The following is a 23,963-nucleotide window of genomic DNA, read 5'->3' on the forward strand; positions in this document are numbered from 1 at the left end:
ACCGGAAGACGCGGCGAGCACGACGACGAGGGGCCGTCACCACCAGGTGGTGACGGCCCCTCGTGCTGTCCGGCCCGCTCGTCAGGGTACGGAGAGGGTCGGTGCGGTCGGCACCGACGGTCTCAGTAGCCCGTCGTGGTCGGTTCCGGGTAGTGCTTCTTGTACTTGCGGTAGAAGTTCTGGGTCATCGCCTCGACGACCAGTCGCCTCTTGAGCCCCCCGTCCCGCGAGTACTTCAGGGGGTTCACCGCGTCGCCGCGGTCCTTGACCGCCTGCAGCCGGATCCGCAGCGAGGGGTCCAGGATGTACTTGAGCAGGAGCCGGAACGGCACCACCGAGTACAGGACCTCCTTCGTGGCCAGCAGAGGCTCGATCGACCTGCCGAGGACCCGGTCCTCGACGAGCGCGCGAGCGATGTTGGCCCCGGCCGCGGTCACGTAGTAGTTGTTGCGACCGATGCGCGGGTTCACCTCGAAGTACACGTGCCGACCCGTGCGGGGGTCCAGCTTGTAGTCGAAGTTGGCGAACCCGGTGTACCCGACGTTGTCGAGGAACCGGCTCGCGGCCTCCATGGCGTCCTCGTACGGCTCCGTGAGGATCGCCGCGGGGATGCCCAGCGTGCCCGGGGTGTGCTCCTCGAGGAGCACCCGGCCCGTGGCGAGCAGGGTGATCACGCCCCGCGTGTCCCGGTAGGCCGTGAGCGAGCGCATCTGCGTCTCGTCGCCCGGGATGAACTCCTGGACGAGGAACGTCCCGGGGTACCCCGCGGTCACGAGGTGCCCGAGCAGCTCGTCGAGCTCGGCGCGCGAGTCGACGTGGTGGATCTTGCGCTTGCCCGGGAACGAGACGTAGTGGTAGTCCGCGCTCGAGGACGGCTTGGCGACGACCGGGAACTCGAGGTCGACGCGCAGCGCGGGGATCGCCGCGAGCCCGCCGTCCGCGACGAGCTGGGGCACGCTGACCGCGACCGTGCGCGGCGTGGGGATGCCGAGCCGGTCGCAGACCTCCGCGAAGCCCTCCTTGCTCGAGACCTGCTCGAGGACCTCGAGCGTGCAGTAGGACATGACGTACTTGTCCTCGAGCCGCGCGCGGTTCTCGACGATCGACCGGACGAACCAGTCGGCGTTCGTGAGCAGCACGAGCGTCTTGCCCGGGTGCTGGGCGGCGACGCGCTCGAGCGCGGCGACGAGGACCTCGGGGTCGTCGATGCCGGGCGTCACGACGTTCGTGACGAACGACGAGTCGGCCATGGCGCGCGTGGCGACGCTCGAGATCACGAGGGCGTCGGTCCCGTACTGCTCGTGGAACGCGCGGACCATCGCATAGACGCCGATGTCACCACCGACGCCGACAGGCAGGAGATCGGGGAGAGAAGTCCCCGTCATGCGTTGGACTCGCTGCGGTCGCCGGACCACTCGGTGTGGAACACGCCCTCCTTGTCGACGCGGTGGTAGGTGTGGGCGCCGAAGAAGTCGCGCTGGGCCTGGATGAGGGCCGCGGGCAGGCGCTCGGCGCGCACCCCGTCGTAGTACGCGAGCGAGGACGAGAACGCGGGCGTGGGCACGCCGTTGAGCGCGGCTTGGGACACCACGCGACGCCACGAGGACACGCCCTCGCCGACGGTCTGCGTGAAGTACGGGTCGGCCAGGAGCAGCGCGAGGTTCTCGTCGCGCTCGTAGGCCTCGGTGATGCGGTTGAGGAAGCGGGCGCGGATGATGCAGCCCCCACGCCAGATGCGCGCCATGGCGCCGCGGTCGATACCCCAGCCGAACTCCTCGGAGGCCGCGGCGATCTGGTCGAAGCCCTGCGAGTAGGCGACGACCTTCGACGAGTACAGCGCACGGCGCACGTCCTCGATGAACGCGTCACGGTCCGTGATCTCCCACTGGCCCGCGTCGGCCGGCAGCACGCCGACCGCGGCCGAGCGCTGGGGCACCGAGCCGGACAGCGCACGCGCGAACGTGGCCTCGGCGATGCCCGTGATCGGGACGCCCAGGTCGAGCGCGTTCTGGACCGTCCAGCGGCCCGTGCCCTTCTGCTCGGCACGGTCGAGGATGATGTCGACGAACGCCTTGCCGGTCTCGGCGTCGACGTGCTGGAGCACGTCGGCCGTGATCTCGATGAGGAACGACTCGAGGTCGCCCTTGTTCCACTCGGCGAAGATCTGGCCGATCTCCTGGGCCGAGGCTCCGAGGCCCTGCTTGAGCAGGTCGTACGCCTCGGCGATGAGCTGCATGTCGGCGTACTCGATGCCGTTGTGGACCATCTTCACGAAGTGGCCCGCGCCGTCGGGACCGACGTAGGTGCAGCAGGGCACGCCGTCGACCTTGGCCGAGATGTCCTCGAGGATGGGGCCGAGGGTCTCGTACGACTCCGGGGCGCCACCGGGCATGATGCTGGGGCCGTTGAGCGCGCCCTCCTCGCCACCGGAGACACCGGTGCCCACGAAGTGCAGGCCCTTCTCCTTGAGCTCGGCCTCGCGGCGGCGCGTGTCGGGGAAGTGCGCGTTGCCGGCGTCGATGATGATGTCGCCCTGCTCGAGGAGCGGGACCAGCTCGGCGATGACGGCGTCCGTCGGGCCGCCGGCCTTGACCATGATGACGACCTTGCGGGGACGCTCGAGCGAGGCGACGAAGTCGGCCATCGACTCGGACGGGACGAAGTCGCCGTCGTCGCCGTGGTCGGCGACGAGCGACTGGGTCTTGGCGAAGGAGCGGTTGTGCACCGCGACCGTGTAGCCGTGACGAGCGAAGTTGCGGGCCAGGTTGCGGCCCATGACCGCGAGTCCGGTGACGCCGATCTGTGCGCGGGCTGTCATCTGCTGTGCTCCTCGGGGGTAGGTGCTGGCTCCGGCGAGCAGGAGTGCCGGGCGCCGGCGGGACATGCCGACGACGGGCGTCGGCGGACACTCCCGACAGCCTAGTCCGGCGATCACGATTCGATCTCCTCCGCGCGCCTAACCTCCACGATGTGGACATCTGCTCGTACTGTGCAGCGTGTGATCAAGTCCGGAGAAGCCGCGGCACCACCCGACTTCCTCCGCGCCCTGGAGTCCGTGGGGCGCCGGAGGCTACGCCCCGAGGTCCGCCTCCAGGAGGTGCCCGCGCCCGGCAGGATCGCCCCGTTCGCGCTCGCCCTCACGGGCGAGGTGACCGGTCAGGACGGCTCGGGCGAGGACCTCGCGAGCGGACGCTTCATCCTGCTGCACGACCCCGCGGGCCAGGAGGCCTGGCACGGCACGTTCCGCGTCGTGACGCTCGTGCGCGCGACGCTCGAGCCCGAGATGGCCACCGACCCGCTCCTGGCCGAGGTCGCCTGGACCTGGCTCGACGACGCGCTCGCGCACTCGCACGCCGACGCGGTGGCCGAGGGCGGCACCGTGACCCGCGTGCTCTCGGAGAGCTTCGGCGCGCTGGCGGGCCAGGCCAACGACGTCGACCTCGAGATCCGGGCGTCCTGGACGCCCACGTCGACCGACCTCGGGGCCCACCTCGAGGCGTGGTCCACGCTCCTGTGCACGGCCGCCGGGCTGCCCCCGTTGCCGGACGGCGTGACGTCGTTGCGGCCCCGACGCAATACCGTGGGTCCATGAGCTCGGCCCACACACCTTCCTTCTCCTCACGCCGGACCGCCGACCGCGGCCCCTCCGGCGACGCCGTCGACGTCGGCACAGCGCGCGACGCAGCCCCCTCGTCGACGCCCGACGGCGCAGACCCCGGCGCTCCGGTCCCCGCCGTGACCCCGCTGACCGAGCCGGCCGACGGCGTCGGTCCCGTGATCGACACGCCCGAGGCCTTCGCCGAGGTCGTCGCGGCCTACGCCGCAGCGTCCGGCCCTGTCGCCGCGGACGCCGAGCGCGCGTCGGGCTACCGGTACGGCCAGCGCACCTATCTGGTGCAGGTGCGCCGCGAGGGTGCGGGCACCGCGCTCATCGACCCCATCGCGATCCCCGACCTCTCGCCGCTGCGCGAGGCCGTGGGCGACGCCGAGTGGATCCTGCACGCCGCGTCCCAGGACCTGCCCGGGTTCGCCGAGCAGAACCTGTACCCCGCCCGGATCTTCGACACCGAGCTCGCGGCACGCCTCCTGGGCATGGAGCGCGTCGGGCTGGCCGCCGTGATCGCCGAGGTCCTGGGCCTCGGGCTCGCCAAGGAGCACTCCGCGGCCGACTGGTCGACGCGCCCCCTGCCCGAGGACTGGTTGCGGTACGCCGCGCTCGACGTCGAGGTCCTCATCCCGCTGCGCAAGATCCTCGGCGAGCGGCTCGAGGAGCAGGGCAAGGCCGAGTGGGCCGCCCAGGAGTTCGAGGCCGTGCGCACCGCCCCCCCGCCCCCGCCGCGCGAGGAGCCCTGGCGTCGCACGTCGGGCGTGCACGCGCTGCGCAACCCGCGCAGCCTCGCGGTCGTGCGCAGCCTGTGGGAGGCGCGTGACGAGAACGCCCGCCGCCGGGACATCGCTCCGGGACGGGTCCTGCCCGACCGTGCGATCGTCGCCGCGGCCCAGGCCATGCCCCGCTCGGTGCCCGAGCTGGTCAAGCTGCCGGCGTTCTCGGGCCGCAACACGGCCCGCCGGGCCGCGGCCTGGCAGCACGCGATCGACCAGGCGCTGGCCCTGCCCCAGGAAGCGCTGCCCAGCGCCCGCGGGCCGCGCAGCGACGCCCCGCCGCCGCCGCGCGCATGGGCCGACCGCGACCCCGCCGCGGCCCAGCGCCTCGACGCTGCGCGCGTCGTGGTCCAGGCGCTGTCCGACGAGCTCTCGGTGCCGATCGAGAACCTCCTGCAGCCCGACGCCCTGCGCCGCGTGTGCTGGACGCCTCCCTCACCGCTCGACACCGAGCACGTCGCGCAGTTCCTGCGCGGTCGCGGCGCGCGCGAGTGGCAGCTCGACCTCGTGGCCGAGCCCCTGGCCCGCGCTCTCGCCGACCCGGCCTCGGTCGCACGCCCTGCCCCGTCCCCGGAGAGCGCCTCGTAGGTCCCGGCGCACGGCTCGCCGACGCCTGCGCCCGCCGCCCACCTCGGCCGATGTCCTGGACGCCGGTCGGGGCAGACGGTGGGGACGCCGTCGTCCGGGACTTCCCCTCGCCGGTAAGGTCGGGGGCATGCTGCCCGAGTCCTCCTCCTTGACCGTCACGACGATCACCGACCGCGCCGCCTGGGACGAGCAGGTGCTCGCGATGGGTGGCCACCCGCTCCAGCTCTGGGGGTGGGGCGAGGTCAAGGGGGCCGGGGCCTGGACGCCTCGCCGCCTGCAGGTCGCGGGCTCGGACGGCACGGTCCTGGGCCTCGCGCAGGTCCTGGTCCGTTCGCTGCCCGCGCAGTTCAAGGCGCTGAGCTACGTGCCCCGTGGTCCGGTCGTCATGCCCGACGGCACGGGCTACCCCGCGACCCGGTCGGGCGTCACGGAGGCCGTGGTGGGCTGGTGCCGCGAGAACGTCGGTGGCGTGGGCATCACGCTCGAGCCGGACTGGGACGCGGGGACCTCGCTCGAGCTCGACGGCGCGGCCCCCGCGGTCAACCCCGTGCTCTACCCGACGACCCTGATCCTGGACCTGCGCAAGACGCCCGACGAGCTCATGGCCGACATGGCCAAGAAGACCCGCCAGTACATCCGCAAGTCGGAGCGCGAGGACCTCGAGTTCCGCCCGGTCACCACGCGCGCCGAGCTCTCGGCGTGCCTGCGCCTGTACCGCCAGACCGCCGAGCGGGCCGGGTTCGGCCTGCACGAGGACTCCTACTACGAGCTCGTGTTCGACCAGCTCGGCGAGCACTCGCCCGTCTTCGCGGCCTTCGCCCGCTCGCGCGAGGGCGGCCCGCACGACCGGCCGGTCTCGTTCGTGTGGTTCGCGGCCTCGGCGCGCACGTCGTTCGAGCTGTACGGCGGCATGGACGAGGAGGGCCAGCGGCTGCGCGCGAACTACGGACTCAAGTGGTACGCGATCAACGCGATGCGTGAGCGCGGCGTGCTGCGCTACGACGTCAACGGTCTGCTCAACGACGGGATCTCGACGTTCAAGCGCGGCTTCGCGAGCCACGAGAACGAGCTGATCGGGAGCATCGACGTGCCGTTCTCGATGTGGTACACCGCCTGGAACAAGGGCCTGCCGACCGCCAAGAGGGTCGTGCGCAAGCTCCGCGGAGGCCACTGACCTCTCCACGAGCGAGACTGCGTATCGCCCAGATCGCCCCTGAGTTCCCCGACGGACCCGCCTCGACCCCTCTGGTTGAGCGGGTCCGTCGGCCGTTGCAGATACTCGGTCTCACGCTTTCGTGCATTTTCCCGGTACCGTGGGTAGCCTGTACCAACGCTGAGCGGTGACGCTCAGGGACACCGCCGTCCAGATCAGGAGATGCCATGACTGTGGCCAGCAAGGGTTCGGGCTCGCGCCGGACCGTCCGCGACGTCGTCTTCGTCGAGGGGGTGCGTACGCCGTTCGGCAAGGCCCGTCCCGACGGCATCTACGCCAACACCCGTGCCGACGACCTCGCCGTGAAGGCCGTGCGCGAGCTGCTGCGTCGCCGCCCCGAGCTCCCGGTCGAGCGCATCGACGAGGTGGCGCTGGCCGCGACGACCCAGACGGGCGACCAGGGCCTGACGCTCGGCCGGAGCGTGGCCGTGCTGGCCGGCCTGCCGAAGTCCGTCCCGGGCTTCGCGATCGACCGCATGTGCGCGGGCGCCATGACCGCGGTCACCACGACCGCGTCGGCCATCGCGATCGGCGCCCAGGACGTGACGCTCGCGGGCGGCCTCGAGCACATGGGCCACCACCCCATGGGCGAGGGCGCAGACCCCAACCCGCGCTTCGTCGCCGAGAAGCTCGTCGACTCGACGGCCCTGGTCATGGGTGCGACCGCCGAGAACCTGCACGACCGCTTCCCGCACCTGACCAAGGAGCGCGCGGACGCGTACGGCGTCGCGAGCCAGGCCAAGTACGCCAAGGCGCTCGCCAACGGCGACGTGACGCCGGACCTCGTCCCGATCGCGCTGCGCGACCCGCAGCAGGGCTGGGGCCTGGCCACGGCCGACGAGCTGCCCCGCCCGGGCACCACGGTCGAGGACATCGCGCACCTCAAGACGCCGTTCCGTCCCGGCGGCAAGGTCACCGCGGGCAACGCGTCCCCGCTGACCGACGGCGCGGCGGTCTCGCTCCTCGCGGCGGGCGACGTCGCGGCCGAGCTCGGCCTGCCGGCCCGCATGCGTCTCGTGTCGTTCGCGTACGTGGGCGTGGACCCCGAGGTCATGGGCATCGGGCCCATCCCCTCGACCGAGAAGGCCCTGGCCCAGGCCGGCCTGAGCATCGAGGACATCGGCCTGTTCGAGATCAACGAGGCCTTCGCCGTCCAGGTCCTGGCGTTCCTCGACCACTTCGGCATGCCCGACGACGACGCGCGCGTCAACCAGTACGGCGGCGCGATCGCGGTGGGTCACCCCCTCGCGGCGTCGGGCGTGCGCCTCATGACCCAGCTGGCGCGCCAGTTCGAGCAGCACCCCGAGGTCCGCTACGGCCTGACCACGATGTGCGTGGGCCTGGGCATGGGCGGCACGGTCGTCTGGGAGAACCCGCACCACGCCGACTACTCCGGCCACACGACGACCGACGGGGAGAACTGACCCATGAGCACCCAGACCACCACGCCCCGTGCCGAGCGCGTGACCCACTCCCTCGTCCGCGACGTCGAGCTGCCGGGCGGCGCGGGCACGCTCGCGCTCCTGACGCTCGACAACGGCCTGGACCACACCAAGCCCACGACGCTCGGGCCCGAGGGCATCGCCGAGCTCACGGCAGCGCTGACCGCGCTCCAGGCGCGCGCGGCGCGCGGGGAGATCGCGGCCGTCGCCGTGACGGGCAAGCCCTACTTCCTCGCCGCGGGCGCCGACCTCACGCAGGTCGCAGGCGTCCGCACGCGCGACGAGGCCCTCGAGCTGGGCCGCAGCGGCCACGCCGCCTACCGCCTGCTCGGAGAGATGGGCGTCCCGACGTTCGCCTACGTCAACGGCCTGGCCCTGGGCGGCGGCCTCGAGGTCGCGCTCAACTGCGACTACCGCACGGTCGCGACCGACGCCCCCGCGCTCGCGCTCCCCGAGGTCGGCCTCGGCCTGGTCCCGGGCTGGGGCGGCGCCTACCTCGTGCCACGCCTCGTGGGCATCGAGAAGGCCATGGACGTCATCCTCACGCGCCCGAGCGCCAACAAGCCGTTCAAGGCCAAGGAGGCCTTCGAGATCGGCCTGGCCGACGCGCTGTTCGAGGCGCCGGACTTCCTCGAGTCCTCGATCCGCTGGACCGCCGACGTCGTGCGCGGCACCACGGTCGTCGAGCGCCGCGAGCTCGACCCGGCCCCGGTGTGGGACGCGGTCGTCGCCGGTGCGCGCAAACAGCTCGACGCCGTCGTGCACGGGTCGCGGCCCGCGCCCTACCGGGCGCTCGACCTGCTGGCCGCGGCACGCACCGCGACCAAGGACGAGGCCTTCGCGGCCGAGGACGAGGCCCTGGCGGACCTCATCATGTCCGACGAGATGCGTGCGAGCGTCTACGCGTTCCAGCTCGTCTCGCACGGCAAGCGCCCCGCGGGCGCCCCGGACCCGAAGCTCGCCCGCCCGGTCACCTCGGTCGGGATCGTGGGCGCGGGGCTCATGGCGGCTCAGCTCGCGCTGCTGTTCGCGCAGCGTCTGGGCGTGCCCGTGACGATGCGCGACCTCGACGCCGAGCGCGTGCAGCACGGGCTCGACTACGTCCGCACGACGGTCGAGAAGCTCGTCACGACGGGCCGGATGAGCAAGGACACGGGGGCCAAGGTCCGGTCCTCGGTCCACGGGACCACGGACATCACCGAGTTCTCGCGCTGCGACTTCGTGATCGAGGCGGTGACCGAGGTCCTGGGGCTCAAGAAGAAGGTCTTCGCCGAGCTCGAGGGCATCATCGGCCCCGACACGATCCTCGCGACCAACACCTCGGCCCTGTCCGTGACCGAGATGGCCGCAGACCTGGCACACCCCGAGCGGGTCGTGGGGCTGCACTTCTTCAACCCCGTCGCGCAGATGCCGCTCGTCGAGGTCGTCCGGGCCGAGAAGACCTCGGACGAGGCCCTCGCCACGGCGTTCGCGGTCTCCAAGGCCCTCCGCAAGACCGCGGTGGGCGTCGCCGACCGTCCGGGCTTCGTGGTCAACCGCCTGCTCGTGCTGCTCCTGGGCAAGATCGTGGAGGCCGTCGAGAACGGCACCTCGGTCGAGGTCGCCGACCGTGCGCTGCGGCCGCTCGGCCTGCCCATGGGTCCGTTCGCGCTGTTCGACCTCGTGGGCCCCGCCGTGGGCCTGCACGTCCTGACGTCGCTGCGCGAGGACCTGGGCGACCGCTTCCCGTCCTCCCCCGGGCTCGAGAAGCTCGTGGCCGAGGGCACCAAGGTCGTCCTGCCGGCTCCGGCGCGCGGCATCCCCGCGAGCGTCGACCCGGCGATCCAGGCCTACTTCGGCACGGGCGAGGCCGGCGGACCGGGCGCGCTCGACGAAGCAGGCGTGCTCGACGCCGTCCTGGTGGCCCTGACCACAGAGATCGGCCACATGCTCGACGAGGGTGTCGTCCAGGGCCCCGAGCAGATCGACCTCTGCATGATCCTGGGCGCGGGCTGGCCGTTCCACGACGGCGGCATCACGCCGTACCTGGACCGCACGGGCTACACGGAGAGGGTCCTGGGCCGCCGTCTCCTTCCCGACGGCGTCGCGAACGTCCCGGCGCAGGTCGCCTGACGCGCAGCTCGCCGCTGACTGCCGAAACCCGAGGGTGGTCGGTCGGCTCCTCGGAGCCGACCGAGCACCCTCGGGTTTTCGGCGTCTACCCTCCCGCGCCGACTCGTGCGGCGCGGGCCGGCCGCGTCGCGGCTCGGACCGCTAGGCGTCCCTTCCCTCCAGGAGGCTGCGATACCCGATCAGCTCGATGCCCAGCAGGCGTCCCGCCCGGTCGAGGTCGAGGACGACCTCGCCGCTCAGGCGCCCGTCGTCGACGACGATCTGCCGGACCGCCTGCCCCTCGCCGACGTGCTGGAGCGTGATGTAGGCCGCGTCGACCTCGTCGTCGAACTTGATCACGACCCGGTCCTCAGCCACCGGACCCCACCCCCTGCTCACGGTCCTCCCGCTGCCCTGGACGACGGTCGCTCATGACTCGCACCTCTTTCTCCGACTTCTCGGGTTCACGCGGAACCGGTCCGGGCCGGCGGCAGCGGACCCCGCTCGCAGACCGTGCGACGACCGGAGACTACCGCCCGGACACCGCCACCGTCGGGTCAGGTCTCCCCGAGACCTCACCCGCCCCTCGCGCGCAAGGTCGTGCCGTCGTCGTCGCCGAGACCGAGCCGGCCGAAGCCCAGCAAGGACCGCGAGCGCCCCGGTGCACAGACAGCCGGTGATAGCGTCACGGAGCCTCTCGATCCGTGGCACCGCGACCGCCGATCCTCGTCGAGAGTCCGTGCTCCCCGCCGACGTCCCCCAGGAGTTCCCGCCCGATGACCGCGCCCGACGCTCCCCGCCCGACGCCCGAGCAGGCACGGGAGGTCGTCGCGCTCGCCGACGAGGTCGCGGCGCTGCTCTCGGGACTCGCGGGGGCGCCGGCCCGGTTCCGCGAGCACGTGCGCACCGCGTTCGGGTCGAGCCAGCAGGACAAGGTCCTGGGCGAGCTCTCGGCGATCAGGGTCGAGCGGCTGCGCGAGGTCAGCGGTGAGCGGCTGCGCGTGGGCCGCCTGGTCGACGGTGGCGTCACGACCGTGGGCGACGTGCTCCGTGCGGGACCCGCCGGGCTCGAACGGCTCCCCGGGATCGGGCCGCAGACCGCGACGCACTGCCTCGCGACCGCGGCGCAGATCGCGCAGGCCGTCCAGGAGACCCTGCGGTTCCGGATCGACGACGCCCCGGGCGACCCGTTCACGACCGGACTCGTCCAGGCCCTCGCTGGGCTCGACGCCGCGCGCGCGGCCGCCACGGTCCACCGGCAGGTGATCGTCACCTTCCTCGAGGGGCACACGGAGCACCGAGCCGCGGCCCAGGAGGCGACCCGCGCGGTCCGGTCCTTCTTCTCGCTGCCCGCGCGGCGCCGTCGGGCAGCGGACGCCGTGCGCGACCTTGCGCGGCTCACCCGGGACGCCGAGCAGTCCGGGGCCGTCGCGGCCGCAGGGCGCGTCGGCGCCCTCCAGGCCGAGCCCGTCGACGCCTTCGAGGCGTGGACGGACTTCCGGGCACGCTCGGCGACGTACTACGCGCTGCTCGACGACGTCGTGGACATCGGGCGCGACCTCGAGGCCACCGAGGGCCACCTGCCGCCCGAGCTCCTGGCCCGTGTGAACGAGCAGCCGCTCGACCAGTCCCTCCTGACCGCGTCCCTGCGCGGGTACCAGGTTTTCGGGGCACGCTACGCCCTCGCCCAGCGGCGCACGATCCTGGGCGACGAGATGGGGCTCGGCAAGACCGTGCAGGCCATCGCCGCGATGGCGCACCTCGCCGCGGGCGGGGCGACGCACTTCCTCGTGGTGTGCCCCGCGAGCGTCATGACGAGCTGGGTGCGCGAGGTGGGGCGGCACAGCACTCTGCGCTCGCTCGACGTCCACGGCCCCGAGCGTGCCGAGGAGGCCGCGCAGTGGGCGCGCGAGGGCGGCGTGGCCGTGACGACGTTCGAGCAGGTCGGGCTCCTGCCGCTCGACCTGCCCGCGCCCGCGATGCTCGTGGTCGACGAGGCGCACTACGTCAAGAACCCCGGGGCCAAGAGGTCGCAGGCCGTGGCCGCCTGGGCCGGGCGGACCGAGCGCGTGCTGTTCCTGACCGGCACGGTCATGGAGAACCGCGTCGAGGAGTTCCGACGCCTCGTGGCCTACCTCCAGCCCGACGTCGCCGAGCAGGTCAGCGCCGCGCACGGGGCCGCGGGGGCCGAGCGGTTCCGGCTCGCCGTGGCCCCCGTCTACCTCCGGCGCAACCAGGAGGACGTGCTCGAGGAGCTGCCCGAGCTGCTGCAGGTCGAGGAGTGGGAGTCGTTCGGTCCGGCCGACGGCGCCGCCTACCGCGACGCGGTGCGCGAGGGCAGCTTCATGGCCATGCGCCGGGCCGCGTACGCCGTCGACCACCCCGAGGACTCGGCCAAGGTGCGCCGGCTCGTCGAGCTCGTCGAGGAGGCCACGGGGAACGGCCGCAAGGTCGTCGTGTTCACGTACTTCCGCGACGTCGTCGACCTCGTGGTGCGCGCGCTGGGCGACCTCGCCGCCGGACCGCTCACGGGGTCCGTGGGGGCGAGCGCCCGCCAGACGATCCTCGACGACTTCACGGCCTCGCCCGCGCCCCGGGCGCTCGTGAGCCAGATCGACGTGGGCGGGGTCGGCGTCAACCTCCAGGCGGCGTCCGTCGTCATCCTGTGCGAGCCGCAGGTCAAGCCCACGACCGAGGCCCAGGCCGTCGCACGCGCCCACCGCATGGGTCAGGTGCGCACCGTGCAGGTCCACCGGCTCCTGGTCGCCGACACGGTCGACGAGCGCATGGTCGAGATCCTCGGGACCAAGGCCCGGCTGTTCGACGCCTACGCGCGACGCAGCGTCCTGGCCGACGCGCTGCCCGGCGCGGTCGACGTGTCGGAGGCACGGCTCGCGCAGACGATCGTCGCGGCCGAGCAGGCGCGCTGGCTGGGCGGGGAGCCGGTCGTGGCAGCCGCCGCCGGGGCGACGGTGGCCAGAGGGCTCGTGGACGGCGTGGTGCTGGACCACGACGTGCAGGACGCGCCGGCCGACGCGCCGTGGGGCGAGGGCAGCAACGACGTCTGACGGTCAGGTCCCTGTCACCGCGTCGGTCTTGAGGTCGTCGACGAACGCCTGGAACTCGTCCAGCTCCTCGGGGCAGTAGATCTCGATGATGAGCAGCTGCCCCTGGACCACGCGGCTGTCGGCGATGACCGGCCTGGCCCCGGGACCGGTGGCCCCGTTGGCCAGCTGCGCGAGCAGCGTCGCCCGGCTGAGCGCCTCGTTCGGGTTCGCGCAGGTCGCGCCGCCGTCCTCGCCGAGGACGCGCACGATCTGATCCTTGTCAGGGGTGCGTGCGCCGGCGTCCTCGAGCGCGGCGATCAGCTCGTCGGCCTTGTCCTGCGCCCGTGCCGTCTCCCGGACGACGCTGAAGGCGAGTACCGCCCACACGCCCATGGCGACGAGGATCACGCACGCGCCGATGTAGATCCACCGGCGTTCGTGTCGCGGCTGGTTCTCCACCGGTGTGCTCACGAGGCCACCTCCGTCGACTCGGCCTGCTTCCAGGACGGCTTGCGGAACCGGTAGAACAGGAACGGCACGAACAGGCCCAGGCCCAGGGCCCCGCCGCCCACGATGAGGAAGTAGACCAGCGGGCTACCGGAGGAGAACTGCGACGGCGGGATGAACCCCACCAGCAGGGCCGCCAGGGAGGCCGCGAAGCCGACTCCGCACATGCTGACGAGCATCGGGGCCCGGAACCCTCGCGGGTGGTCGGGCTGCTTGCGACGCAGCTTGATCGCGGCCACGAACATCAGCAGGTACATGATCAGGTACACCTGCGTCGTGATGACCGAGAAGATCCAGTAGGCGCTCGAGACGTCGGGGATCAACGCGTAGGCGAGGCCGATCACGGTGGTCACGATCCCCTGGACCACCAGGATGTTCTGCTGGACACCGTTCTTGTTGAGCCGCTGCAGGAACGGTGGGAGGTACCCCTCTTGTCGGGAGATGAGCAGCAGGCCCTTGGAGGGACCGGCCAGCCAGGTGAGCATGCCACCGAGCGACGCCGTGACCAGCATGATCCCGACGATCGGGGTCAGCCACTGCCACCCGAAGTTCGCGAACACCGCGTCGAAGGCCTGCATCACGCCGGCCGTGAGCGAGAGCTCCTCGGCCGGCACGATCCAGCTGATCGCCAGCGCGGGAAGGATGAAGATCGCGAGCACCATGCCCATCGCGAGGAACATCGACTTCGGGAACTGCTTCCCGGGGTTCTTCAGCGACGACACGTGGACCGCGTTCATCTCCATCCCGGAGTAGGACAGGAAGTTGTTGACGATGAGGACGAGGCTCGAGAGCCCCGCCCAGGCCGGCAGCAGGTTGTCGGCGGTCATGGGCGCCGCGGACTCGTTCCCCTGACCGAGGAAGACGACACCGAGGGTCACCAGGACGACCCCCGGGATCAGGGTCCCGATGATGAGCCCGCCGCTCGCGAGACCGGCAACCCCCTTGGTGCCGCGCGAGGAGACCCAGACGCCGGACCAGTACACGACGATGATCACCGCGGCCGTCCACACCCCGCTGCTCGCGAGGGCGGGGTTGATGACGTAGGCGAGCGTGCTCGCGACGAACCCGAGCAGGCTCGGGTAGTAGAAGATCGTCATCGCGAACTGGCACCACACCGCGAGGAAGCCCATCGGCTTGGAGATGCCCTCGGAGACCCACTTGTAGATACCACCGGTCCAGCCCGAGGCGAGCTCGGCGGAGACCAGCGAGGTCGGCAGCAGGAAGACGACCGCGGGCAGAAGGTAGAGGAACACGCAGGCCAGGCCGTAGACGGCCATCGTCGGCGCCGCGCGGAGGCTGGCGACCGAGCTGGTCGTCATCATCGCCAGCGCGACCCACGAGATCCACTGGGTGTTCGTCGCGCGGGCTCGGGCGGCCGGGACCGCCGCCGCACCGTCGACGGGTACGTCCGCGGGGACGTCCGCGGCGCTCATCGCGCTTCCTGAAGGGGGGCGTGCGTGGTCATGACTGCCTCCGTCGACTCCGTCGGTCAGGCCTTTGTTCGAGTGTGCAGCCGGGCGAACCCTTCACACCTCATTCACATCGCGTGAACCGCAGTCGCCGACGAGGAGCCGACACGACCGTTCAGTCCCGGTCCGACCCGGTTCGTCCCGCGGTCGCCGAGGTGGGCAACGTGAAGGAGACCGCCGCGGCCGCCGCGGCGGCGTCGTCGAGCGTCCCCTTCGCCGCGCGGTGGCGACCGATCACGACCGCCATGAGCACGCCGAGGAAGCTGAAGATCGCCATCATCCACGCGGCGGCCGCCAACCCCGAGGCCAGGGCATCACCCTGCACGGCCCCGGCAGCGGTCCGGGACGCGATCACGTTGCCGTAGATGGTGGCTGCCAGCGCCGTCGCGACCGCTGCGCCGACGTACCGGGCCATGTTGGAGATCCCGGACGCTCCTCCCACCTGGTTCTCGGGCACCGCCGCCGTGGCCGCTGCCGACGCAGGGCCGTTGGACAGGCCCATGCCGACCGCGATCGCGACCAACGGCAGCAGGAATGCGGGGTAGAGCCACGACGCGTCGACGAAGCCCACGAGCACGAAGCCGGCCGTGGTCAGGGCGAACCCGAGCCCGATCGTCTGCCGTCCGCCGATCTTCGCCGCGAGCCGCGGCACGAGCGGGGCGATCACCACGAGCCCCACGGTCGCCGGGAGCGTCGCGAGCCCCGCCTGGAGCGGGCTGAAGCCCAAGGTGGCGGGGTCCTGGAAGTACAGGCTCAGGAGGTACATCAGGCCGTTGATCGTGCCCGCCCCGATGAGGATCGCGATGGTCGAACCCACGAGCACGCGGTTGCGCAGCAGCGCGAGGTCAACGAGCGGGACGGCCACCCGCCCCTCGACGACGACGAACGCGACGGCCGCCCCGACAGAGATCGCGAAGCACCCCAGCGTGGCCACCGAGAACCAGCCCCAGTCGCCGCTCTTGGTCACTCCCAGGATGAGCGGGGTCAGCGTCAGCGCGATGAGCACCGTGCCCGCGTAGTCGATCGTCCTCGGCCGGTCCGGGTCCCTCGACTCGGCGACCGTCAGCGCCGTGAGGACCATGCAGAGCACCGCGATCCCGGCGTCGATCCAGAACAGCCCCTGCCACCCCGTGACGTCGACGAGCACGCCGCCGACCAACGGACCGGCTGCGGCCCCCACGGCGGCCGCAGCGCCCCACAGCGAGACGGCCCGGAGCTGGGCGTCGCCCGCGTTCGCGACCGAGAGCAGACTGAGCCCGCACGCGAGGATGGTCGCCCCTGCCGCGCCCTGGATCACACGTCCTGCGATGACCATTCCCCCGGAGTCGGCGAGCGCGATCATCACGCAGGACGCGACGAACAGCAGCAACCCGAGCTGGAAGACCCTCCGACGGCCGAACACGTCGCCCAACGAGCCCGAGGTGACGATGACCGCCGCCCCGACGAGCGAGTAGCCCGTCACGGCCCACTGCAGCGTGGTCACGGACATCCCGGTGTCCTCGGAGATCGCCGGGAGCAGGATGCTGACGGCCGACGTGTTCGCGTTCACCACCAGGGTCGAGATGCACGTGGCCGCGAGCACCCCGCCCGTCCTGGCACCGACCTGCCCACCAACCTTCGCAGCGTCGCTCATCGCACTGCCCTTCCCGTGACCGGCTCGGGGCGGGTACCCCTCACACACGGTAGGGCAGATGATCGCGGCGCTCCTGTCGAACGCGCGACCCGGCGGGGCACGGTGCGGCGCTAGTCGTCCCAGCCCATCTTCAGCACCTCGAACGCCGTGGCGTGCTCGACGCCCATGCGGGCCCCGCCCGCCCGGCTCATGGTCGCGAGGAACTCGGCCGGGTCGAAGTGCTCCCACCCGAGGCCGGCGATGTACGCGGCGTGCGCCCGGAGCGAGGCGACGCCCGCGTCGAACGTCCCGGTCACGTCCACGCCGTGGGCCGCGTCGGGCGATCCGGCGGCCCAGACCTGCCGCACGCCTCCCCACGGCTCCAGGCCCGCCTCGACCTGGTCGTGGAAGACCCACCGGTTCCCGGCGTCTCGCACGGCGTCGACGACGGCGCGACCGGTCGCGATGTGGTCGGCCTGGTTGAGCATCCCGCCCGGGAAGGTCTCGCGGTAGTTGCCCGTGATCACGACCTCGGGGCGGTGCCGCCGGACCGCCGCCGCGACGGCCGACCGCAGCGGCAGACCGTACTCGAGCACGCCGTCGGGCAGGCCCAGGAACTCGACCTCGTCGACGCCGACGATCGCGGCCGACGCCACCTGCTCGGCCTCGCGCACCACGCGCGCCTCGTCGGGGGCCAGCCCGTCGATCCCGGCCTCGCCGCTCGTGACCATGGTGTAGACGACGGTCTTGCCCTGCCCGGTCCAGCGCGCGACCGCGGCGGCTGCCCCGAACTCCATGTCGTCGGGATGGGCGACGACCGCGAGCGCCCGCGTCCAGTCCTCGGTCAGCGGGGTCAGGGGCGCCTGCGGTGGGTGGTCCATGCTTCCCACGGTATGCCCGGGCGCCCGGGCCGGCAGGTCAGCGGACCGCCGCGACGGCCTCGACCTCGACGAGCTGGTCGTCGTAGCCGAGCGCAGCGACGCCGAGCAGCGTGCTCGGCGGGTCGTGCGGGGCGAGCGCGTCGCGCACGACCTCCCACGCGGCCACGAGGTCGTCCTGGGAGGTCGAGGCGACGTACACGGTCGTCTTGACGAGGTCCGCGAAGGTCGCGCCCGCGTCCTCGAGCGAGATCCGCAGGTTCGCCATGGACCGGGCGGCCTGTGCCCGGACGTCACCGACCCCCACGGTCGCGCCGTCGTCGTCGAGCGGGCACGCGCCTGCGGCGTAGACGAGCCGCACGCCCGACGGGACGACCGCGGCGTAGGCGTACTCGGCGACGTCGGACAGGCGGGGGCTGCGCACGAGTCGCGCGGCGGGGGTCGACGGCTCAGCGCTGGACGGGGCGGCGGGGACAGCAGGCACGGGTTCTCCTCGGGGTCGACGGGTGTCCCCCGATCCTCGACCATCTGCCGCCGGGGATCCAGGCATTTCGGGCCGGCGGCCCGGCGTCCGCGATAGCGTGGACGTCCACCTCGCGCAGCGTCGGAAGGACCTCGCCATGCCGCTCGAACCGAGCACACCCACCTCCCAGACCACCGCGACCCTCCACGACGGCAGCACCCTCACGGTCGAGGTCACCGGCACCGGCCCGGCGGTCCTGCTCCCGGTCAACCCCGTCCCGGCCACGGGGCCCTCGGCGGACGAGCTCCGGACGTGGGGCGTCGACCCTGCGCTCGGGCGGACGCTGATCGACGCCCTGTCCCCCACGTTCCGCGTGGTCGCCGCCGACTACGAGGGCCACCGCATGTCCCACCCGGCGGCGGGCACGCTGACCCCGGAGAACGTCACGGCAGACCTGCTCGCGATCGCCGACGCCGCGGGCGTCGAGACCTTCGCGTACTACGGCTACTCGTGGCTCGCCCTGAGCGGCCTCCAGCTCGCGCTGCGCACGGACCGTCTGACCGCTCTGGCCATGGGCGGCTTCCCGCCGCTCGAGGGCCCGTACGCGGGCATGCTCGCGGTCACGCGCGCGACGCACGGCATGACGTCAGCGTCCCCCGCGGCGACGCCTACCGCGCCCACGGACGGCCCGACGGCGCCGCTCGAGACGAGCGACGCCGTCGGGCAGGAGGAGCGCGCGCAGTCGACGGACGCCTCTCCCGGCGCCGGGGGCGACGCGGCGGCGGACCCCGAGGACTTCGACTGGGAGAGCTTCGACATGACGCTCGGCGAGGAGCAGACACGCCAGTTCGTGACGCTCTACGAGGCCCTCGACACCTTCGACGACCGAGGCGCGCTGGACCGCGTGACGTGCCCGCGCCTCGCGTTCGCGGGGACGGCCGACGAGATCGAGTACGGCGAGAGGTGGGGCGGGGTGCACGTGAGCATCGGTGGCGCGCTCGCAGCGCACGCCGCCGAGCTGCGCGCCGCGGGCTGGGACGTGGAGCTGCTCGACGGGCTCGACCACACCCGTGCCATGCAGCCGGACGCCGTGCTGCCCGTGCTGGGACCGTGGCTGACCTCGGTGCTCACCGGGGCATGAGAAACGGCCCCCGGATCACAGGATCCAGGGGCCGCAGGCCACGTCTCGGGGGCGGGACGGTCAGTAGACCGTGAGGCCCTTCGCCCGGAACTGGTCGCGCACGCGGTCGACCAGCTCGACGTCGGGAGCCGGGGTGTCGGTGAGCTCGTACTCGCGCCCGAGCGTCTCCCACTTGTCCCGGCCCATCTGGTGGAAGGGCAGGACCTCGACGCGCGTGACCGTGCCGGGCCGGATCTCGTTGAGCGAGGCCGCGTAGTCCGCGACGACGTCGACGTGCTCGGCCTGGTCGGTCAGGCCCGGGACCAGCACGTAGCGGATCCAGACCTCGACCGGGTGGTCGGCCGTGACCCCGCCGGGCAGGCCCGACTCGGCGAGCCGTCGCCCGAACGTCAGGGTGGGCTCGAGCGCACGGCCCGTGACCTTCTCGTAGGTCGCGGGGTCGCCCGACTTGACGTCCAGGAGCACCAGGTCGGTGTTCGCGAGCATCTCGTCGCTCAGGTTCGCCCCGAGGAAGCCCGAGGTGTCGAGGGTGGTGTGCACGCCCATCTCCTTGGCGCCCGCCAGGATGCGCGCGGCGAACGCGGGCTGCATGAGCACCTCGCCGCCCGAGAGCGTCAGACCGCCCTTGGTGGCACGGAAGACCGGCAGGTACCGCTTGACGCGCGCCAGCAGCTCGTCGGCCGTGACCGGCTCGCCGTCCTTCATCTGCAGCGTGTCGGGGTTGTGGCAGTACAGGCACCGCAGCGGGCACCCGTTGAGGAAGACCGTCAGGCGCGTGCCCGGCCCGTCCACCGCGGTCACGAGCTCCCACGAGTGGACCGAGCCCAGCTCGCCCGAGCGCATCATCGCGAGCTTGTCGTGCCGGTCGAGGTCCTCGGCCGTCGAGAGGCCGGAGACCCCGGCCCCCGTCCGGCGGCGGGGGGCCTCCGGCGCGTCCAGGTCACTGTCGTGGCCCAGGGCGTCACCGGAGGTCCGCCACGGCAGCGGAGCCGAGGCGACCCCGTCGACCCCGTAGCGGGCGGCGGCACGCGCGGGCACCTGGCCGGCTGCGGGCGTCGAGAGAGTCGTCATGATGTTCCGCCGATCTGCGCTCAGAGAGCGCCGTGGAAGGTCCGCGAGAGGACGTCGAGCTGCTGCTCGCGGGTGAGCCGCACGAAGTTCACGGCGTACCCGGAGACACGGATCGTGAGCTGAGGGTAGTTCTCGGGGTGCTCCATGGCGTCCTCGAGAGTCTCCTTCACCAGCACGTTGACGTTCATGTGGTAGCCGTCGCCACCGACCGACGCGTCGAGCAGACCCGCGAGGTTCGCGACCTGCTCCTCCCGGGTGCGGCCCAGGCCGCTCGGGACGACCGTGTTGGTCAGCGAGATGCCGTCCTGCGCCTCGTTGTACGGCAGCTTCGCGACGGACAGGGCCGAGGCGAGCATGCCGTGCGTGTCGCGGCCGTTCATCGGGTTGGCGCCCGGGGAGAACGGCTCGCCCGCACGACGACCGTCGGGCGTGTTGCCCGTGGCCTTGCCGTACACGACGTTCGACGTGATGGTCAGGACCGACTGCGTCGGCAGCGCGTCGCGGTACATCTTGTGCGAGCGGATCTTCGCCATGAACGACTCGACGAGCTCGACCGCGATCGCGTCGACGCGGTCGTCGTCGTTGCCGTACGCCGGGTACTCGCCCTCGGTCTCGTAGTCCACGACGATGCCTCGCTCGTCGAACACGGGCGTGACCTTGGCGTACTTGATGGCCGACAGGGAGTCCGCCGCGACCGCGAGACCGGCGATGCCGCAGGCCATCGTCCGCAGGACCTCCTTGTCGTGGAGCGCCATCTCGAGCCGCTCGTACGCGTACTTGTCGTGCGACCAGTGGATGCAGTTGAGCGCCTCGACGTAGGTCTCGGCCAGCCAGTCCATGGTCTTGTCGAAGCGGGCGCGGACGTCGTCGTAGTCGAGGGGCTGGCCCTCGGGCACGGGAGCCACGACCGGCGAGACCTGCTTGCCCGTGACCTCGTCCTTGCCACCGTTGATGGCGTAGAGGAGGGTCTTGGCCAGGTTCACGCGGGCACCGAAGAACTGCATCTGCTTGCCGACCGCCATGGGCGAGACGCAGCACGCGATCGCGGCGTCGTCACCCCAGGCCGGACGGATCTGCTCGTCCGACTCGTACTGGACGGCCGAGGTGTCGATCGAGACCTTGGCGCAGAAGTCCTTGAACCCCTGCGGCAGGCGCGGGCTCCAGAACACGGTCATGTTGGGCTCGGGAGCCGGGCCCAGGTTGTACAGCGTCTGCAGGAAGCGGAACGAGTTCTTGGTGACGAGCGGCCGACCGTCGTCGCCCATGCCGCCGATGGTCTCGGTGACCCACGTCGGGTCGCCCGAGAACAGGGAGTCGTACTCGGGGGTGCGCAGGAAGCGCACGATCCGCAGCTTGATGACGAAGTCGTCGATGATCTCCTGCGCCTGCTCCTCGGTGATGACACCGTTCGCCAGGTCGCGCTCGAGGTACACGTCGAGGAAGGTCGAGGTGCGGCCCAGCGACATCGCGGCGCCGTTCTGCTCCTTGACCGCGGCGAGGTAGCCGAAGTAGAGCCACTGCACGGCCTCGCGGGCGTTGGTCGCCGGGCCCGAGATGTCGTAGCCGTACGAGGCGGCCATCTGCTTGAGCTCGCCGAGGGCGCGGATCTGCTCCGCGTGCTCCTCGCGCTCGCGCACGACCTTCTCGCTGAACGGCTGGGTGTCGAGGTCCAGCTTGTCGAGCTTCTTGGCGGCGACGAGCTGGTCGACGCCGTAGAGCGCGACGCGGCGGTAGTCACCGATGATGCGGCCACGGCCGTAGGCGTCGGGCAGGCCCGTGATGATGTGCGAGCTGCGTGCGGCGCGGACGTTGGGCGGGTAGACGTCGAAGACGCCCTGGTTGTGGGTCTTGCGGTACTCGCTGAAGACCTTCTTGAGCTCCTGGTCGACCGGGTAGCCGTAGGTCTCCAGGGCGCCCTCGACCATGCGCCATCCGCCGTTCGGCATGATCGCGCGCTTGAGCGGGGCGTCGGTCTGGAGGCCGACGATGACCTCGGCGTCCTTGTCGATGTACCCGGGCGCGTGGGCCGTGATGCCCGCGGGCGTGTGGGGGTCGACGTCGTAGATGCCCTTCTCGCGCTCGGCGGGGAACATCTCGGAGAGCTTGGCCCAGATGCCTGTGGTGCGCTCCGTGGGTCCGGCGAGGAAGGAGTCGTCACCCTCGTACGGGGTGTAGTTGCGCTGGATGAAGTCGCGCACGTCGACCGTGTCCTGCCAGGGACCCGCGGTGAAGCCGGCCCAAGCGGGGACGGTCGCGTCGTCCTGGCCGCCAGTGGTGCTGCGAGCCTCGGAAATGCTGGTCATATCACTCTCCTCGACGTCCACGCCGCGCAGCCTGCGCGGCGGGGGTAAAGACCTTGGTCGACGCGGGAAATCCGTGCCGTCCTGCCGTTCTCCTTCGCCCTTTCAGGCTACGACCCCGAGAGGGTCCGGGGGTGGTCAAGACGCTGTCACCTGGCTCACAGGGTGAACCGTCGGATGTTGAGCCACGCTCGGCAGAACCGCGAGATTGCAACCTTTCTGGCTACTGGAACACCTCCGCAGGGCCGAGCATTCCCGCTTGTGACAGTCTTCACATGACCCTTCCTTGGGCGTTCGACGAGTGACTACTCGGGACCAAAGTCCCTTGCGGAATGCGTCCGGGTTGCTTTTTTCTCCCGCCTTGCCAGGAGCATCCACGATACCCAGCGAACAACGGCCCGGCATTTCCGCACCGACCATTCTCGGCGTCGGCGCCCGCAACCTCCCCCGCCCCGGACCGCCGCCCTCTCGCCCGGGGCGCGCGCCGCCGTCGGGCCCCCTGCGTGCGAGCGGCCCCCGCCACGTGTGAGACTTCCTCGATGCGAACCATGGGAGTGGAGGAGGAGTTCCTCCTCGTCGGACCGGACGGCGTCCCGAGCGCCGTCGCGGCCGAGGTCATCGAAGCAGCCGGCACGAGCCGGCCCACCGAGGCCGGGCTCGGGGCGTCGGGCGGCTCGCGCCCGGACCAGGCCGGCAACGCCCCCGGGGGCGACCTCGAGCTCGAGCTCATGGAGGAGCAGCTCGAGACCGGCACGCACCCCTGCGCGGACCTGTCCGAGCTGGCCCAGGAGATCCGCGACGGGCGCATCCGGGCCAACAAGGCCGCCGAGCAGCGCGACGCGCGCATCGTCGCGCTCGGCACCTCACCCGTGCCCGTGTCCCCGACGACCGTCGGGAAGCTCCGCTACCTCGAGGCGCGCGCCGCGTTCGGCCTCACGGCCCGCGAGCAGCTCACGGGCGGCTGCCACGTCCACGTCGCGGTCTCCTCGGACACCGAGGGGGTCGCGGTCCTCGACCGGATCGGCCCCTGGCTCGCCCCGCTCCTCGCGCTGAGCGCCAACTCGCCCTACTGGCAGGGCGAGGACAGCGGGTACGCAAGCTTCCGCTCCCAGGTGTGGTCACGGTGGCCGACGGCGGGCCCCGCGCCCTCGTTCGGCACGCCCGAGGCGTACCGCGCCACGGTCGACGCACTGGTCGGCACCGGGACCATCCTCGACACCGCGATGATCTACTTCGACGCCCGGCTCTCGGCGTCCTACCCGACCGTCGAGATCCGCGTCGCGGACGTGTGCCTCGACGCCGACACCGCGACCCTGCTCGCGGCCCTGGCCCGCGGGCTGGTGGAGACCGCCGCTCGCGAGGCCGCGGCGGGCGCGGCCGCGCCCATGCTCCATCCCGAGCTCCTGCGCACGGCGTCGTGGCGTGCAGGCCGGTCGGGGATCTCCGGCGACCTGGTCTCGCCGCTCACCTGGAAGCCCGCGACCGCGCACGACGTCGTGGGGCAGCTCGTCGCGCACGTGCGCGAGGCGCTCGTCGACGCGGGCGACCTCGACGCCGTGACCGAGCTCCTCGGGCGGCTGTGGTCGACGGGCGGGGGCGCCGCACGGCAGCGCGCATGGTTCGCCACGTCGGGTGACCCGCGCACCGTGATCGAGCGTGCCGCGGAGGCGACGCTCGCCTGAGTCCCGGACGGGCCCTGCCCTGCCCGGTCCGGGGGCGAGTCGAGCCGACCCAGGACGCAGGACGGGGCACGGATCG

18 protein-coding genes are annotated in these 23,963 nt (G+C 72.1%); 8 read left to right on the forward strand and 10 right to left on the reverse strand.

The window, feature by feature from the left end:
- Positions 1 to 122: 122 nt before the first annotated feature.
- A complete protein-coding gene (locus ASE27_RS11260) occupies positions 123 to 1,385 on the reverse strand; it encodes a carboxylate--amine ligase (protein ID WP_056650087.1) in 1,263 nt (420 codons plus the stop codon).
- Positions 1,382 to 2,818 carry an NADP-dependent phosphogluconate dehydrogenase gene (gene gndA, locus ASE27_RS11265; RefSeq protein ID WP_056650090.1) on the reverse strand — a complete coding sequence of 479 codons (1,437 nt, stop codon included), beginning with the start codon at positions 2,816 to 2,818 and terminating at the stop codon, positions 1,382 to 1,384. Before gndA ends, ASE27_RS11260 begins: the two co-directional genes overlap by 4 nt.
- 183 nt (positions 2,819 to 3,001) lie before the next feature.
- Here gndA and ASE27_RS11270 point away from each other — a divergent pair, with 183 nt between their 5' ends.
- From ASE27_RS11270 to ASE27_RS11290, 5 genes are all read left to right on the forward strand, one after another.
- Positions 3,002 to 3,592 carry a DUF3000 domain-containing protein gene (locus ASE27_RS11270; protein ID WP_369800609.1) on the forward strand — a complete coding sequence of 197 codons (591 nt, stop codon included), beginning with the start codon at positions 3,002 to 3,004 and terminating at the stop codon, positions 3,590 to 3,592.
- Positions 3,589 to 4,971 (forward strand): ribonuclease D, encoded by a 1,383-nt coding sequence (locus ASE27_RS11275; protein ID WP_082608847.1) that lies wholly within the window; start codon positions 3,589 to 3,591, stop codon positions 4,969 to 4,971. The genes ASE27_RS11270 and ASE27_RS11275 overlap by 4 nt, the downstream gene beginning before the upstream one ends.
- Before the next feature lie 127 nt (positions 4,972 to 5,098).
- Positions 5,099 to 6,145, forward strand: coding sequence for a peptidoglycan bridge formation glycyltransferase FemA/FemB family protein (locus ASE27_RS11280; protein ID WP_056650094.1), 1,047 nt, complete (start codon positions 5,099 to 5,101; stop codon positions 6,143 to 6,145).
- 206 nt (positions 6,146 to 6,351) lie between these two features.
- Complete coding sequence (locus ASE27_RS11285; protein ID WP_056650098.1) at positions 6,352 to 7,608, forward strand: thiolase family protein; 1,257 nt, start codon at positions 6,352 to 6,354, stop codon at positions 7,606 to 7,608.
- A gap of 3 nt (positions 7,609 to 7,611) precedes the next feature.
- A complete protein-coding gene (locus ASE27_RS11290) occupies positions 7,612 to 9,738 on the forward strand; it encodes a 3-hydroxyacyl-CoA dehydrogenase NAD-binding domain-containing protein (RefSeq protein WP_056650101.1) in 2,127 nt (708 codons plus the stop codon).
- A gap of 141 nt (positions 9,739 to 9,879) precedes the next feature.
- On the opposite strand, the gene ASE27_RS11295 is transcribed toward ASE27_RS11290, so the two are convergent.
- On the reverse strand, positions 9,880 to 10,077 hold the full coding sequence (locus ASE27_RS11295; RefSeq protein WP_162259226.1) for a DUF2283 domain-containing protein: 198 nt from the start codon (positions 10,075 to 10,077) through the stop codon (positions 9,880 to 9,882).
- Between the two features lie 416 nt (positions 10,078 to 10,493).
- On the opposite strand from ASE27_RS11295, the gene ASE27_RS11300 reads away from it, so the two are divergent.
- Positions 10,494 to 12,785, forward strand: a complete 2,292-nt coding sequence (locus ASE27_RS11300; protein ID WP_082608849.1) for a DEAD/DEAH box helicase — start codon at positions 10,494 to 10,496, stop codon at positions 12,783 to 12,785.
- Between the two features lie 3 nt (positions 12,786 to 12,788).
- On the opposite strand, the gene ASE27_RS11305 is transcribed toward ASE27_RS11300, so the two are convergent.
- The 5 genes from ASE27_RS11305 to ASE27_RS11325 all read right to left on the reverse strand — a co-directional run bounded on the left by ASE27_RS11305 (position 12,789) and on the right by ASE27_RS11325 (position 17,714).
- On the reverse strand, positions 12,789 to 13,235 hold the full coding sequence (locus ASE27_RS11305; RefSeq protein ID WP_056650105.1) for a hypothetical protein: 447 nt from the start codon (positions 13,233 to 13,235) through the stop codon (positions 12,789 to 12,791).
- Positions 13,232 to 14,704, reverse strand: a complete 1,473-nt coding sequence (locus ASE27_RS11310) for an APC family permease (RefSeq protein ID WP_056650110.1) — start codon at positions 14,702 to 14,704, stop codon at positions 13,232 to 13,234. The genes ASE27_RS11305 and ASE27_RS11310 overlap by 4 nt, the downstream gene beginning before the upstream one ends.
- 151 nt (positions 14,705 to 14,855) lie before the next feature.
- Positions 14,856 to 16,373 carry an MFS transporter gene (locus ASE27_RS11315; protein WP_056650112.1) on the reverse strand — a complete coding sequence of 506 codons (1,518 nt, stop codon included), beginning with the start codon at positions 16,371 to 16,373 and terminating at the stop codon, positions 14,856 to 14,858.
- Positions 16,374 to 16,483: 110 nt separating this feature from the next.
- Positions 16,484 to 17,233 carry a PIG-L deacetylase family protein gene (locus ASE27_RS11320; RefSeq protein WP_056650116.1) on the reverse strand — a complete coding sequence of 250 codons (750 nt, stop codon included), beginning with the start codon at positions 17,231 to 17,233 and terminating at the stop codon, positions 16,484 to 16,486.
- Positions 17,234 to 17,270: 37 nt separating this feature from the next.
- Positions 17,271 to 17,714, reverse strand: a complete 444-nt coding sequence (locus tag ASE27_RS11325; RefSeq protein ID WP_056650119.1) for a RidA family protein — start codon at positions 17,712 to 17,714, stop codon at positions 17,271 to 17,273.
- A 136-nt stretch (positions 17,715 to 17,850) separates the two neighbouring features.
- Between ASE27_RS11325 and ASE27_RS11330 the strand changes: the two genes are divergently transcribed.
- Positions 17,851 to 18,834, forward strand: coding sequence for an alpha/beta fold hydrolase (locus tag ASE27_RS11330; RefSeq protein WP_056651287.1), 984 nt, complete (start codon positions 17,851 to 17,853; stop codon positions 18,832 to 18,834).
- Positions 18,835 to 18,894: 60 nt separating this feature from the next.
- Here the strand turns inward: ASE27_RS11330 and pflA are convergent, their stop codons facing one another.
- Together pflA and pflB are read right to left on the reverse strand one after the other, a co-directional pair.
- A complete protein-coding gene (pflA, locus tag ASE27_RS11335; protein WP_082608851.1) occupies positions 18,895 to 19,905 on the reverse strand; it encodes a pyruvate formate-lyase-activating protein in 1,011 nt (336 codons plus the stop codon).
- Between the two features lie 20 nt (positions 19,906 to 19,925).
- Positions 19,926 to 22,208, reverse strand: coding sequence for a formate C-acetyltransferase (pflB, locus tag ASE27_RS11340; RefSeq protein WP_056650122.1), 2,283 nt, complete (start codon positions 22,206 to 22,208; stop codon positions 19,926 to 19,928).
- Positions 22,209 to 22,753: 545 nt separating this feature from the next.
- Between pflB and ASE27_RS11345 the strand changes: the two genes are divergently transcribed.
- Complete coding sequence (locus ASE27_RS11345) at positions 22,754 to 23,887, forward strand: glutamate--cysteine ligase (protein ID WP_056650125.1); 1,134 nt, start codon at positions 22,754 to 22,756, stop codon at positions 23,885 to 23,887.
- The last annotated feature ends 76 nt before the right edge of the window (positions 23,888 to 23,963 follow it).

Origin of the sequence: Oerskovia sp. Root918, assembly GCF_001428945.1 — a bacterium.
GTDB classification, from domain to species: domain Bacteria; phylum Actinomycetota; class Actinomycetes; order Actinomycetales; family Cellulomonadaceae; genus Oerskovia; species Oerskovia enterophila.